Source organism: Streptomyces purpurascens, assembly GCF_045040895.1.
Lineage (GTDB): Bacteria > Actinomycetota > Actinomycetes > Streptomycetales > Streptomycetaceae > Streptomyces > Streptomyces purpurascens.
In genome coordinates this window covers 1,262,525-1,276,885 of record NZ_CP108341.1, presented here as the reverse complement: position 1 = coordinate 1,276,885, position 14,361 = coordinate 1,262,525, and the positions used below count along the sequence as shown (strand labels likewise).

General features: G+C 72.2%; 9 protein-coding genes. 3 read left to right on the top strand and 6 right to left on the bottom strand.

Going from position 1 to position 14,361, the window contains the following annotated elements:
- Positions 1-9 precede the first annotated feature (9 nt).
- From OHU35_RS05775 to OHU35_RS05750, 6 genes are all read right to left on the bottom strand, one after another.
- Complete coding sequence (locus OHU35_RS05775) at positions 10-1,998, bottom strand: GDSL-type esterase/lipase family protein (protein ID WP_189724319.1); 1,989 nt, start codon at positions 1,996-1,998, stop codon at positions 10-12.
- A 165-nt stretch (positions 1,999-2,163) separates the two neighbouring features.
- Entirely contained in the window at positions 2,164-5,073 is a 2,910-nt protein-coding gene (locus tag OHU35_RS05770) for an ATP-binding protein (protein WP_405504946.1), read from the bottom strand.
- A gap of 207 nt (positions 5,074-5,280) precedes the next feature.
- Positions 5,281-6,288, bottom strand: coding sequence for a (-)-alpha-amorphene synthase (locus OHU35_RS05765; protein ID WP_189724318.1), 1,008 nt, complete (start codon positions 6,286-6,288; stop codon positions 5,281-5,283).
- Positions 6,272-7,756 carry a cytochrome P450 gene (locus OHU35_RS05760; protein ID WP_189724317.1) on the bottom strand — a complete coding sequence of 495 codons (1,485 nt, stop codon included), beginning with the start codon at positions 7,754-7,756 and terminating at the stop codon, positions 6,272-6,274. Before OHU35_RS05760 ends, OHU35_RS05765 begins: the two co-directional genes overlap by 17 nt.
- Positions 7,757-8,050: 294 nt before the next feature.
- A complete protein-coding gene (locus OHU35_RS05755) occupies positions 8,051-9,205 on the bottom strand; it encodes a M20 family metallopeptidase (protein WP_189724316.1) in 1,155 nt (384 codons plus the stop codon).
- 39 nt (positions 9,206-9,244) lie between these two features.
- Positions 9,245-10,819, bottom strand: a complete 1,575-nt coding sequence (locus OHU35_RS05750; RefSeq protein ID WP_189724315.1) for an AbgT family transporter — start codon at positions 10,817-10,819, stop codon at positions 9,245-9,247.
- Between the two features lie 95 nt (positions 10,820-10,914).
- Here OHU35_RS05750 and OHU35_RS05745 point away from each other — a divergent pair, with 95 nt between their 5' ends.
- From OHU35_RS05745 to OHU35_RS05735, 3 genes are read left to right on the top strand one after another with little or no spacing between them, the layout of a single operon-like run.
- Positions 10,915-12,057 carry an Lrp/AsnC family transcriptional regulator gene (locus OHU35_RS05745; protein WP_229872945.1) on the top strand — a complete coding sequence of 381 codons (1,143 nt, stop codon included), beginning with the start codon at positions 10,915-10,917 and terminating at the stop codon, positions 12,055-12,057.
- Positions 12,044-13,438, top strand: a complete 1,395-nt coding sequence (locus OHU35_RS05740) for a M20 family metallopeptidase (RefSeq protein ID WP_189724314.1) — start codon at positions 12,044-12,046, stop codon at positions 13,436-13,438. Before OHU35_RS05745 ends, OHU35_RS05740 begins: the two co-directional genes overlap by 14 nt.
- A gap of 37 nt (positions 13,439-13,475) precedes the next feature.
- Positions 13,476-14,093: a chorismate mutase gene (locus tag OHU35_RS05735; protein ID WP_189724313.1), complete on the top strand. Its 618-nt coding sequence runs from the start codon at positions 13,476-13,478 to the stop codon at positions 14,091-14,093.
- Positions 14,094-14,361: the final 268 nt, after the last annotated feature.

The window sequence follows — 14,361 nt, the reverse complement described above, 5'->3', positions numbered from 1 at the left end:
CCGGAGTGTCTACGCCCCGATCTTCGACGCGATGACCGGCGCCAGCCGGCCGGCGATGACCCGGTGCCCCCGGTCGTTGGGATGCACCGAGTCCGTCAGGTCTCCCGACCCCAGCCAGCCGGTCGTGTCGACGAACGAGACCCGGGCGTCACCACCGTCGACGGCCGTCCGCACCGCGGCCTCGGTCTGCGGGACGAACCGCCCGCGGAACGTCTCCAGCGCGAAGATCCACGCCTGCGGATACGCGGCCCGGACCTTGCGCAGCAGACTGCCGTACGCCGACTGGAACTGCGCGGAACTCACCCCGTGCCCGACGTCGTTGGTGCCGAGGTTGATGACGACCGCGTCGGCCCGGTAGCGGGAGAAGTTCCAGTCGGGCGTCGCGGCGTTGGGGTTGAGCTTGGTGAACTGCCGCTCCAGACCCACGCATCCGTCCGCAGCGGCCACCAGGCACGCCCCGCCCTGCGCGATCTGTGTGTGCTCGACGCCCAGCCGCTCCCCGATCAGCCAGCCGTACGCGGTACGGGCGTTCTGTGAGGTCGTCGTGCCCACGGTGATCGAGTCGCCCACGAACTCGACCAGCTTGGCCGGGGCGGGCGGGGCGAAGGTCGTCGCGCCGCTGTCGAGGGCCAGCCCCTGGAAGACGGCGTCACCCCGGTAGGAACCGGCGACCACCTGGTAGTTGACCTGGAGCGTGTGGTTGCCGGGGGAGAGGGCCGTCGGGGTCAGGTCCACCGTCCCCTTGACGTCGTCGTAGAACCTCACGGGCCCGTTGTCGATCCGTGCCCAGAAGTCGATCGTGCCGCGCTGCTTCAGTTTGACCGTCCTGCCGGTGAAGCCGACCCGGTAGTAGGCGCCGGCCCAGTACGGGGTGTACGCGGCAGCGGAGCTGGTGCTGTCCCAGCGGCCGACGAACTTGATGTTCGGGTCGCCGGGCTGCCCGGGAGCCGCTGCCTGCACCGTGGCGCCGCTACCGAGCCGGGCGCGGACGAGCGGGGCCAGGCGCTCGGCGAACTTGGTGTGCCCCGCCTCGTTCGGATGCCCGTTGCCGTCCTCGTAGTCGGCCCCGTCGGTGAGCCAGCCCGAGGTGTCGATGTAGTGCACCCGGGTGTCACCAGCACTGGTCCGGGCACTGACGGCGGCCCTGGTCTCGTTGACGTACCGCTTTTTCAGCGTCTGCACCGCGAAGAGATGCGCCGTGGGGTACTTGGCGCGCACGTCCCGCAGGAACGTCGTGTACGCCGACTGGAAGGCGGCGCCGGTGACGCCGTGCCCGACGTCGTTGGTGCCGAGGTTGATGACGACCGCGTCGGCCCGGTACCGGGAGAAGTCCCAGTTCGCGCCACCGGTGCTGGCCGTCCTGAAGAACTGCCCGCTCAGACCGGTGCACCCGGACTGCGCGACGAGACAGTACCCGGACCGGGCGATCTGCGTGTGCCGCATCCCCAGACTCTCGCCGGTCTTCCAGGCGTACGAGTCCAGTGCCAGCCGGTCGGTCAGGGCCCCCGCGGTGATGGAGTCGCCGACGAACTCCACCAGCCCGGACGCGGCCCCGGCGGCGACGGTCCTCGCGCCGGAGTCCAGGATCAAGCCCTGGAAGACGGTGTCACCGGAGCGGTAGGACACGCGCAGGGTATGGGTGCCGGGGGACAGCGGCCGGGGTGTGAGGTCCACCGTGCCGCGCACGCCGGCGTGGAAGACGTCGGGACCGCCGTCGATGCTCGCGTAGAAGTTGACCGCGTTCCTGGCCCGGACCTTCACCGTGGTGCCGGTGAAGCCGGTCTGCAGATAGGCGCCGGTCCAGTTCGGCACGGCCGCGGTGCCCGAGGAGGTGTCCCAGCGTCCGACGTACGCGATGTTCGGATCGGACACCGAGCCGTCACCGGGCACGGCCTGGGCGGGCGAGCCACCTGCCCAGGACAGCAGACAGGCGAGGAGCACGGCCGTGAGGAGGGCGGGCAGGGCCCGTCCGGGGGAGGGGTGGGGGGAGGTCTGCACGGGGTTCCCTTTCACGTGGGTGTATGGGAGCGCTCCCATGAGCAGCCTCTCGAGAGAAGCAGTGAAACGGTTCAGCGTCAAGTGGTCTGTCGCGGGCGATAGTTGAAGAAGCGGCGGCTGCCCGCGCCCGAGACGAGTCGCTCGCCGCCTGGGTCGCGCGGCCCGCTACCGCCCCGGCCGGTGGCAGTTCTCCAGGGCGTCGGCGAGGCCCGCCGTGTCTGTGCCGAGCTTGCGGTACACGGAGGACAGCAGCTGCCGTACTCCCTGCTCGGTGATCCGCAGGTCCTTCGCGACCACCGGCGCCGGGTGGCCCTGGGCTGTCTTCTCGGCGGCCCGGCGTTCCGGGCCGGTCAGCATGTCCGTCTGCGCGTAGCGCAGGGGCAGCGGGCGCAGTCCCGCGGCGGAGAGCTCCCGCCTGGCGCGGGCGGCCAGGCCGTCGGCACCGCAGTGCACCGCCCCCTCCAGCCCCTGGTAGAGCCGGTCGGCGGCGTCGTGCAGGCGGCCGCTGCGGACCAGCGCGGCGCCATGCCCCACCAGGGCACGGGCCAGTTCGTACGCCGCGGGCGACCGCTCCAGATGATCGACGGCCTGCGTGTGCAGATCGAGCGCCGCCTGCCCGCCCGTCACCTCCGCCTGGACACGCAGCGCCTGGCCGATCGCGGACGCCGCACCGAAGTCCCGGGCTCGCTTGGCGGCGTCCTGGGCGTGCAGCACCGCCTGGTCGGGAGCGGTGCGGGCGAGTGCCGAGGCCAGCCCCAGCTGCCAGGGGCACCACGAGGGGTTGTGCCAGTCCCGAGACTCCAGCCAGTCCCCGACCCTGGCCAGCAGGCGCGCCGCCTCGGCGAGTCGCCCCTCCGCCAGGAGGAGTTCGGCGTACACCGTGCGGGGGTCGGGGAAGATGACGGCGTTGGGGACCACATCGCCGTAGTGGTAGGTGTCGGCGAGCCGGCGCGCCTCGGTGGTCCGCCCGCGGGCCAGCAGGATCTGGATGAGAATCCCGATGGCGAACCACTGGGCGGGCACCGCTCCCTCGACGCGCTCGGCGGTGTGCAGCCCGGCCCGGACGAGTTCCTCGGCCTCGGGGAGGCAGCCACGGCGATAGCGGATATAGCCCAGAAGTGTCTGGCCCTGCGCCAGATGGGAGCCGCGCCACCCTCTGTGCTCGCACTCGGCCATCCCGTCGGCGAACAGTTCTTCGGCCCGCCGCGGCTGGTCGCAGTACATGAACAGCAGGGCGACCGCGACGGGCACCTCGAAGCCGCGGTTCTCGTCGGTCCAGCTCATCCCTCCGCTCAGCGCCTCCTCGGCATACCCGAGGGCGCTTCGCCGCGGCTCGCCGCGCACGAGGGCGTCCCAGGCCCGCAGACCGAGGATGTAGCGCTCCTCCAGGCCCCGGCCGGTCAGCTTGGCGGCCAGCCGCGCCAGCCGGCGCGAGCGGGCGGACGAGTCCGGCTCGTCGGCGCGAAAGGCGCTCCATACGAAGTGATCCGCCTGCATGCGCAGTCTGACGCGCGCGTTGGTGGCGCGCCGCGCCTCGTCGGCGGCCACGGTCGCGGCCTCGGTCAGCCGGTCGGTGTGGGCCAGCGCCTGGGTCAGCCGGTAGACGATGGAGGCGCGCAGGTCGGGGTCGATCCCGGGTTCCTTCAGCGCCTCCCGGAGATGGCTCACCGTGGCCGTGGGCTCGATCAGGAAGGTCGAGCCAGCCAGCTCGTGGAGCAGGGCGGCGCGGTCCTCGGCAGGGGGCGGTTCCCGCAACGCCCGGGTCAGCACGCGCCGGGCGGCCTCCGGGGCCCCGGCGCGGAGGTACTCACGCGCGGCGGCGCGCAGACACGCGACCGTCTCGGGCCGGCCGTCGCAGGGCACCTCCAGCAGGTGACGGGCGGCGGCGGTGGGGTTGGACTCGACCGTCTGGGCGGCGTTGGCGGCAGCGTCGTGCATGCCGACGCGCAGGCCCGAGGGGATGTCGCCGTAGACCGTCGTGGCGATCAGCGGATGGACGAACTCCAGGGCGCCCGCGGTCTCGTCGGCGTTCGTGAGGATGCGGCAGGCGCGCAGCTTCTCGGTCGCCTCGACGGCCTCCGCGCTGCCGACCACCGCGAGGTCGGCGGCGGCCTCCGGTGAGAAGGGTCCGCCCAGGACGGCGCCGGCCCATGCGAAGCGGACCGTGCTCGGGCCGAGCCGCTTGAGGCGCTCGATCAGGCCGGGGCCCTTGACCGCGGCGGCGAGGTCCCGCATCACGGGCACCTCGTCCTGGGTTCCCCTCAGCCGCCGCTCGCGGAGTCTGATGGCCAGCTCGACGGCCTCGAAGGGGATTCCGTTGGTGACCGTCCAGCACTCGCCGCAGAACTCGTCCTCGGCTTCCTCACCCACTTCCTCCCTGATGATCCGCGCCACGCCGGCCTCGCCGAGCGGAGACAGGAGGTGCGGGCGCTGCTCGTGGCGTTCGACGAGCGTGCGGAAAGAGGTCGCGTCGGACGGGAGTTCGTCCGGCCGGTAGCCGACGACGATCAGGAGCGGGAGGTCCGCGACCCGGGGCGCGAAGGAGGCGAGCCAGTCGAGGGATTCGGTATCGGCCCAGTGCAGGTCGTCCAGGAGCAGAACGACGGGCGCGTTCAGCATCGTCAGGCGCGTCATGACCCAGTCGAGGCCGTCGCGCACTCCGGTCGGGTCCGGCACCCGGGCGGGGTCCGTCGCCTCGAGACCGAGCGCGGCGCCGACGATGTCGTACCAACTGCCCAGGAAATCCCGGCGCTCCGGCCCGCTCATTCCGGCCAGGACGGGCTGCATGACCTGGCGGACGACGCGGAACGCCAGCCCCTGCTCGTTCTCGCCGCCCTTGCCCGAGAACACCGTGAACCCCTGTGCGGCGGCGCGGGCGCGCACCGCCGCGATGAGTGTGGTCTTGCCCAGCCCGGCCGCACCCGTGAAGGCGAGCAGCCCGCCGCGCGGTACCCGGGGCACCCCGTCGACGGCGTGCCCGAGCCCCGCCAGCGCACGGTCGATGGCCCGGAGTTCCTCGTCGCGTTCGAGCAGAGGCCGGTGTTCGGTGATCGGTTGCCGCAGCCCATGCGTCATGTGGTCTACCGCTTCCTGTCGTTGCTCCCCGCCGGACGGGGCGAGCGTACGCCCGGAAACAGGTCGTTTGGCCCGGGCGTAACAGGAGGTAGACAGGGTGAGTGAATTTCCCGCGGGAACGCTTTGCGCCCCTGCCTTTCGGGGTAGCGTGGTCCGTTTCCGCCCCTTTCGGGATCACTGTGGGGAGGCGACCGGGCGGGCGGACGGTCAGAGCCCTGCGGGTGCCGCCATCGTGTCGGCGTACCGGGGCACGGTGCGGGACCAGAAGTAGCATCCGCGGATCCAGCCGGCCATGCCCTCCACGTAGCCGACGCCGGACGGGCTCAACTCCGGCCTGATCTCACCGTAGAGCTCCTCGAACTCGCGGATCGTGCTGTTGATGTGCCGTACGGCCAGTGTGACGGCCACCGGCAGGGAGCACCGGTGTGTCCGCCGGTAGGCGAGGGCCAGGTTGATCATGCCGCCCGCGCGCTGCTCCTTCACCGCGGAGAAGAGGTCGGGTATCCACACCGCCGCGTCGGCCGACAACCTGCTCAGGCGTCGCATGACGGGGTGATGGAGTTCCTCCGGGGTCAGTTCGCACCGCTGCGCGGCCTCGCACAGCGGGTAGAACGGCTCGACGCCGGCGATGAGGGACCGTATGGACCGGCACAGCCCGCTGCCCACCGGGTCGGAATGGGCCTGGGCCACCGCTTCGTACAGGAGGCCGTGCACGTACTCACGGCTGTTCCCGGCCCATCGTGCGGCCTGATCGGGGGTGCACCGCTCCCGGACCTGTCGATGGAGGTCGGCCAGGGCCGCCCCGAGCGGGGTGGTGGGCGGCTGGCCGTCCCGCAGGATCGCGACGCTCTCGCACAGCATGGGCAGCAGCCCGCCGGGCGAGCGCCGGCCGACGTCCTCCGCCCGGTCGTCGAAGACGAACTGGTAGGCGATCTGGTTGGCCACGATCTGGAGGAGCCCGGAATCCATGGCCGGACTGTTGCAGGCCGCGAGTTCGGCGGGACGTGTATAGGAGATCATGGCCGCCACTGCCGGGTCGTCGGTCAGCCCCCACCTGCTCAGCCACCTGTCGACGCCCGCCGACGCTTCGGACGCGTGGGGATTGCGCTCGTACGGGAATGGCATGTAGAGGTTCGCGTCGATCAGTTCCCGCAGATCGACCGCCTGAGTTCCGTCCTGCGCGGCGAGCGCGATTTCCTCATGCGTCGTGGACATCGTGGCCACCTGCCGTTCGGGAGTTGTGGACGACGGGTACGACAGCTGTCCGGGGTGCGCGGGAATCCGCCCGAGGCGGTGTGGCCACCGGCCTCCTCGTTCGTGGTTCGCAGGTCATGACCAGTCCCCTCGGCCCCAAGGACGCCGCGGGGCGCAGCCGTTCCTCGTAGCCGGGCAGATGGCGCAGTCGCCAGTGGCGGGTGATGAACGCGACGGCCACCATGGCCTCCGTCATGGCGAGCGTCTCGCCGATGCATTTCCGGCGGCCCGCTCCGAACGGGATCATCGCTCCGGGGCGGACCGCGTCGGCCTGCCCGGGCAGCCAGCGGTCGGGGAGGAAGCGGTCGGGGTCGGGGAACAGGGCGGGATCGTGGTGCAGGAGGTACGGGCTGAACACGATCGTGGCGCCCGGCGGGAGCCGGTGCCCGGCGAGCACCGTCTCCTTCGTGGCGACGCGGGTGAAGAGCCAGCCGGGCGGGCGATGGCGAAGCGTCTCGGTGAGGACGCACCGCGTGCGGACGAGGCGCGGCAGTTCGTCGGGACCGGGCGGCCGTCCTGAGGCGAGCACGGCGTCGACCTCGGAGTGCAGGCGGCGTTCCTCCTCGGGGTGCCGCCCCAGAAGCGCCAAGGCGGAGGAGAGGCACAGGGCGGTGCTCTCGGCGCCGGCGAACATCAGCGTGATCACCTGGCCGTGGACTTCCCGGTCGGTGATCGCCGACTCCAGGCCGTCACCCCGCGCCGCCGCCAGCAGGGTCCCCAGCAGATCGTCCCGGTCGTCGCGCGCAGCGTCTCGCCGGCGCTCGGCGACAGCCGCGTCGACGATCGCGCGCAGCCGGTCGGAAGCGTGCCGGTAGCGCCGGTTCGCCGGAGTGGGAACACGGAACAGGGCGTCGACCGGCATCACCGTCCGGACGAACATGCCGCGGACCACGGTGGCCAGGCACCTGCGCATCTCGAGGGCCGTCGCGGCGTCGAGCGAGTCGGAGAAGAGGACGCGGCTGATCACGCGAGTCGACAGATCCATCATGGTCGCGCTGATGTCGACGGTCTGCCCGCCCCGCCATGTGCGGCACACCGACTCCACTTCCTCGCCCATCAGGTGCACCTGGTCGGCGACGCGGGCCTTGCGGAAGCCGGGCTGAAGCATCCTGCGCTGGCGCCGGTGATCCTGATGGGGGCAGGTCCCGACGCCGTCCCCCAGCAGCATCCGCAGCCGGTCGTAGAGCGGGCCGCCCTTGTCGAACGTCTCAGGGTCCCCGAGTACCTGGTGGACCAGATCCGGGTGACAGGCCATCCAGGCACGCTGGGGACCCAGTCGTATTTCGACCAGATCCCCGTGCGTGGGAAGAGATTCCAGAAAAGCCAGCGGCCGACGGACCAAGTCGATACCGTGGCCCAGGAATGGGAATATGCCTGGAGCAGTGCCCACTGTCCAGTTTCGGGCCGATCCGGGAACGGAGCCGGTCATCGAATACCACCTGCCTCAGTCGGCACACGGGATTGTGGTGCGGTTGCACCGATTTGACGCTCGCCTCAGTCCTGCCCAGTGAAATCTGCCGACGGCTCGCCGAATCCTTTCTCCATAGGGGCGCACGGAAGCACGCAGGGGCGTCGAGCGAATCACGATTGCTGCGTGCATTCAGTTTGTTAATGCTTTTCTGTGCACGGAGAAATGCGTGTTCCGTCTGTGGCCCTGAAGAGCACGGCAGTCGAGTTGCGCGCCTGGCATGAACATGGAGACCACGGTCATGGGGTGTCCGGGCTATACGGCTCCCGCCATGAGGATCCCGGCCAACAGCGCGGTGCGCGGCGGCACATGGTCCAGCAGGATGTGTTCGTGCCGGGCGTGGGCACCGTCGCCCACCGCTCCCAGACCGTCGAGCACGGGACGGCCCAGCGCGGAGACGAAGTTGCCGTCGCTCGCTCCGCCGACGGCGGTCTCCCGCAGGGCCCACCCCAGTTCCGCCGCTGCCGCGTGCGCCTGATCGAACAGGAGCCGCGAGGCGGGCGTCGGCACCATCGGGGGGCGGTTCCATTCGCCGGTGACCGAGACCCGTACCCGGGGATCGGAGGGGGCGAGGGAGGCCAGCGCGGTGTCGACGCGGGCCGCTTCGGCGGGGTCGGCGACCCGTACGTCGATGCCGCAGCTCGCCCGGCCGGCGATGACGTTGCGTCCCGTGCCGCCGCTGATCAGCCCGACGTTGACCGTCGTTCCGCGCTCCCGCGAGCCCAGCCCGGCGATCCGGGTGACCAGTTCGGCGAGCGCGTGCACGGCGCTGGCGCCCTTGTCCGGGTCGAGGCCCGCGTGCGCCTCCACGCCCTCCACCGTCACCTCGAACAGGCCGACACCCTTGCGGGCCGTCTTGAGCGCGCCCTCCGGCCCGGCCGACGCCTCGCACACGAGCGTGGCCGCCGCGTCCTCGCTCAGCCGCTCGATCACCGGCCGGGAGGCGGGGCTGCCGATCTCCTCGTCGCCGTTGAACAGCAGCCGTACCGACGGGCGCGGCAGGTCCAGCTCCCGCAGCAGGCGCAGCGCCCACACCGCCTGCACCAGGCCGCACTTCATGTCGAAGATGCCCGGCCCCGTGGCCCGGCCGTCCTCGCTCGCCCGGAAGGGCCACTCGGCGAGGGTGCCGGCCGGCCACACCGTGTCGTAGTGGCACAGGACCAGCACCACCGCGGGCGACGTGCCCCGGTAGAGCAGCTCCAGCAGGTCGCCGTGGGCGCCGCCGTCATGGCGCCGGGACGCGTCCGGCGTGCCGAGCCGGTGGTGCGTCCAGGCCTCGACGGCGGCGAGCCCGGCGGTCAGCAACTCCTTGTCGTCGCTGGGTGTCTCCAGCTCGACCAGCGTCCGCAGATCACCGGTGATCTCCGGCAGGGCGGCCCGGGCCAGCGACTCGACACGGGTCAGGGACATGCGCGCTCCTTGTCGTACGTACGGCGACGCGTCACGGCGTCAGCGGACCGGTACCCCCGGGCCCAGCGGAATCCCCAGCGCCCACCAGGCGTAGAACAGCAGAGTCCAGGCCACCAGCATGACCAGGCACAGCGGCAGGGTCAGCGACAGCAGCGTGCCGATGCCGGCCGAGCGCCGGTAGCGCTGTACGACGCTCAGAGTCATGACGAAGTAGGCGCTCATCGGGGTCGCCGCGTTGGTGCACGAGTCCGCGATGCGGTACACGGCCTGGGTCACCTCGGGCGGGATGTCGAGCAGCATGAACATCGGGACGAACACCGGGGAGACCAGGGCCCATTGGGCGGATCCGCTGGTGACCAGCAGATTGATCACCGTGCAGATGAGCAGGACGCCGAGGAACGCGACCGGTCCCGTGATGCCGGCCGACTTCAGCAGGCCGGCGCCCCGGATCGCCAGGACCTCGCCGACACCGGTCCACTTGAAGTACGCCAGGAACTGGGAGATGGCGAAGAACAGCACCAGGATCGGCGCCATCTCGCGCAGGCCCTGCGCCATCTGGTCGGGGATGTCCCGGCCCTTCCGTACCGTCCCCACCGTCCGCCCGTACACGGCGCCCACGATCAGGAACGCCACCGCCAGGACCACTGCGATGCCGGTGAGCACCGGCGATTCGACGATGCTGCCGCCCTCACCGCGCAGCGGCGACCCGGCCGGGACCATCGCCACCACGACCAGCGCCGCGTACGCCAGCAGCACCAGACCGGCGTTGCGCAGGCCCTTGCGCTCCTCCGGGCGCAGGGTCAGCCCTTCGGAGACCTCGCCCGCGCCCTCCGGGACGTCCTCCGGCTCCGGCTCCTCCGGCATCGCCGCCACCCGCCGGGCGATGACCTTCTCCGTGACGACAGTGATCACGAGGGCCAGGACGACGGACGAGACCAGGGAGAAGAAGTAGTTGGACAGCGGGTTGACCACGTACGACGGGTCGACCGTGTGCGCGGCGGCCGTCGTGAGCCCGGACAGCACCGCGTCCGTCGGCGTGACCAGCGGGCTCGCGTCGTAGCCGGCGGCCACCGACACGAACGCCACCACCGCGCCCAGCATCGGGCTGCGCCCCACCGCCCGGAACGCCATCGCGCCCAGCGGCACCAGCACCACATAGGCCGCGTCGGACGCGACATGCGCGACCATCGCCGTGAAGGCCAGCGTGAACGTCAGCCAGCGGGCCGGGACCCGGGCGACGGCCGCCCGCAGCATCGCGGGCAGCAGCCCCGACCGGTCGGCGACGGCCACGCCCAGCATGACCACCAGGATCGTGCCGAGCGGCGGGAACGTGGCGTAGTTGGTCACCGCGTCGGAGATCATCATCCGCAGCCCCTCGCCCGAGACGAGGCTGCGCACCCCCACCGTCTCGCCGGTGGCCGGATTGAGCGCGGAGGCGCCGGTGGCGGACAGGACCCAGCTGACCAGGGCCAGTGCGACGCTCAGCACGCCGAACAGCCAGAAGGGGTGGGGGAGTTTGTTGCCGAGGCGTTCGATGCGTCCGAGGACGGCGAGCAGCCGGGACAGCTGCTTCGAAGGGGCGTCGGGCGGTGGGGGTGAAGTGGCGGTGGTCACATCCCTATTGACGACGCCCTGACGAAATCATGCAAGTGAAAAGGTTGTTGTGGTCGTATCGGTCGCGTGAAGCCGCTGGTTGACGGATTCGTTCCATGAAGGGATGGGCACTGATGGACCCCGTGGAGAACGCCCTGGACGACGACGACCTCGATCTGGTCGCCGCGCTCCAGCGCGCGCCGCGCGCCCCGCTCAGCCTCCTCGCCCAGGCGCTGGGCGTGTCGGCGAGCACCGTGGGACGGCGGCTGGCCCGGCTGGAGTCGCACCGGCTGCTGCGGGTGATCGGCCAGGTCGACCTGTCGGTGTCCGGCGAGGGCACGCCCTGGCACGTGTGGGTCACCGCGGCGCCGGGACGGGCCGACGACGTCGCCCGGCGGCTCGTCGCACTGCCCGAGGCGGCCCATGTCGCCGTCACCGCGGGGCAGGCGGACGTCTACTGCGTCGTCCAGCCCAGCCGCCGCTCCGAGGCCCACGACCTGCTGACCCGGCGCGTCGCCGCACTCCCCGGCGTGCACTCCACCCGCACCGCACTCGTCCTGCGCGCCGACACCAAGTCCGACTCGTGGCGGCTGCCCCGGCTGACGGCGGACCAGCACCGGCTGCTCGCCGAGTACGCGGCCCAGGACGGCGACGCCGCACCGGACGGCACCGACCGGCCCGCCCGCCTCGCCGACGACGAACTGCGCACACTGCGGCTGCTCGCCGCCGACGGCCGCATGACCGCCGCCCAGGTGTCCCGGGAGCTCGGCATCGGCCAGTCCACCGCCTACCGCGTCACCCAGTCACTGCTCCAGCGCGAACTGATCCGCCCCCGCGTGGAGATCGAGCCCGGACTGCTCGGCTACGCCCTGGAGGCGGTGGTCGCCCTGACCGTGTCACCGGGCGGGATGGAAGAGGCGGCCCGGACGCTCGCCCGGCACCCCTCCGCCCGCTACGTGTCGACCAACGCGGGCCCCTGCTCCGTCGTCCACCAGGGCGTCTTCCGCGACGAGGCGGGCCTCGCGGCGTTCCTCACCCGCGATGTGGCGGACCTTCCCGGGGTGCTCTCCTTCGACGTCTCCGTGGTGCTCCGGGCGCTGCGGCGGCACTGGCTCGACCGGGAGGACGGCCGCCTGGCGAACGCGCCCGGCCCGGCGGACCGCGAGGGCGGCACCAGAGGGCCGGGAGCGCGCGGCGCAGGGCCGGCGGAAGCGAACGGGACACGGACCAGTGGGAGTGGAACGCATGACGACACGTGAGACCGCCATCGGCCTGGCCGAGGCCTACTACGACTCCGGGGAGTTCCTCGCCGACCTGCGGCGCCGGGTCGCGTTCCCGACCCAGAGCCCGCCGCCCGACGGCACGGGCCCGCTGCGCACCTACCTGACCGACGAACTCACCCCCGCCGTACGCCGCCTGGGCGCGACCGCACGGATCGTCGACAACCCGGTGCAAGGCGCGGGCCCGTTCCTGCTCGCCCACCGGCACGAGGCCGACGACCTGCCCACCGTCCTGGTCTACGGCCACGGCGACGTCGTCCCCGGCCAGGACGACCGGTGGCGCACCGGCCTGTCCCCCTGGGAACTCGTCGTCGAGGGCGACCGCCTCTACGGGCGCGGCACCGCCGACAACAAGGGCCAGCACACCGTCAACCTGGCCGCGCTCGAACAGGTCCTGGCGGCTCGCGGAGGCAGGCTGGGCTTCAACCTGAAGGTGCTCGTCGAGACCGGGGAGGAGTCCGGCTCACCGGGCCTGCGCGAGATGTGCCGCCGGCTGAAGGACGACCTGGCCGCCGACCTGCTGATCGCCTCCGACGGCCCGCGCCTCGCGGCCGGCCGCCCGACCTTGTTCCTCGGCTCGCGGGGCGCCGCCAACTTCCGCCTGCGTGTGGCCCTGCGCGAGGGCGCCCACCACTCGGGCAACTGGGGCGGCGCCCTGCGCAACCCCGCCACGGTGCTCGCCGGCGCCCTGGCGACCCTGGTCGACGCCCGGGGCCGCATCCTCGTGGACGGCCTGCGCCCCCCGGCGCTGCCCGGGCCCGTCGCCGCCGCCCTGGCCGACCTCACCGTGGGCGGCGGGGACGACGACCCGGACGTGGACACCGACTGGGGCGAGCCGGGCCTCAGCCCGGCCGAGCGCGTCTTCGGCTGGAACACGCTGGAGGTCCTCACCCTGGCCGCCGGGGACCCCGCCAAGCCCGTCGGGGCCATCCCCGGCACCGCCCACGCCGATGTCCAGCTCCGCTTCGTCGTCGGCACCCCGTGGCGCGACCTCGAACGCATCGTCCGCGACCACCTCGACGCCCACGGCCTGCCCATGGTCGACGTCGAGGTGCTGCAGGCCGTCCCCGCGACCCGCCTCAGCCCCGACGACCCGTGGGTCGGCTGGGCCGTGGACTCCCTGCGGCACACCACGGGCAAGGAACCGGCCGTCCTGCCGAACCTCGGCGGCACGCTCCCCAACGACGCCTTCGCGGACATCCTCGGCCTGCCCACCGTCTGGATCCCGCACTCCCACCCGTCCTGCTCCCAACACGCCCCGGACGAACACCTGTTGGGGGCAGTGGCCCGAGAGGGGCTGGGCATCATGGCGGGGCTGTTCTGGGACCTGGGCGAACGACGCCGTGAGGGTGATCGGTAGGTTGGTGCCTGCCCCGCCCCCACGGAAGGACACCCCTGTGCGCCCTCGCCGCCTCCGGTCCGCCCTCACCGTCCTCAGCACCGTGGCCACCGCGGCCACGCTGGCCCTCGGCACGGCCGGCCCGTCCTCGGCCGCCCCGGTGCACCCCGCTCCCGTACACCACGCGACCGCCGCGCAACACCTGACCCCTCTCACCCAACTGCTCGCCGAGAGACTGCTGCTGGCCGACAAGGTCGCCGCCGCCAAGTACGGCACCGACACGCCGATCGACGATCCGGCCCGGGAGGCGCAGATCCTGGACGACGTCCGGGCCCGCGCGGCCGTCCTCGGGCTCGACCCGGATGCCGTGGCCGCCGTGTTCCGGGACCAGATCGAGGCGAACAAGCTGGTGCAGCGCGGCCTGTACGCCCGCTGGGACGCGAACCCCGGCGAACGCCCCACCGAGCGCCCGGACCTGGCCAAGGAGGTCCGCCCGGCCCTCGACCGCATCACCACACAGCTGCTGACCGCGCTCCAGGCCACGGAACAGGCCCGGGCCGTCCCGTCGTGCGGCCCACGCCTGACCACGGCAGCCGCCTGGTCCGCCTGCACCCACCGGCTCGACGCCCTCCACCTGAAGGGACTCGCGCGGGCGGTGCCGTCCGTGTGTGCCTAACGACCTCGTGCGCCCCTAGCTGTGGCTCGTCGAGGAGTGCGGTGCTGACAGTGGTCACGCTGGAAGCCGCGGGAGAGGGCGGCGGGTGTGAGAGCAGTCCAGCTATGGCTCCCGCTTCGCTCTCCGGCCACGGAGGTGCTGATGATGGCAGCCGAAACCGGCTGGCAGCCTGTACCGAGCCCCATCACGGGGCCTGTGGGCTCTTGACCTCCGCGGCAGGTGACTACCCTTCGCTTCGCAACCACCCTCAAAGCGCCCGAACGCCCAT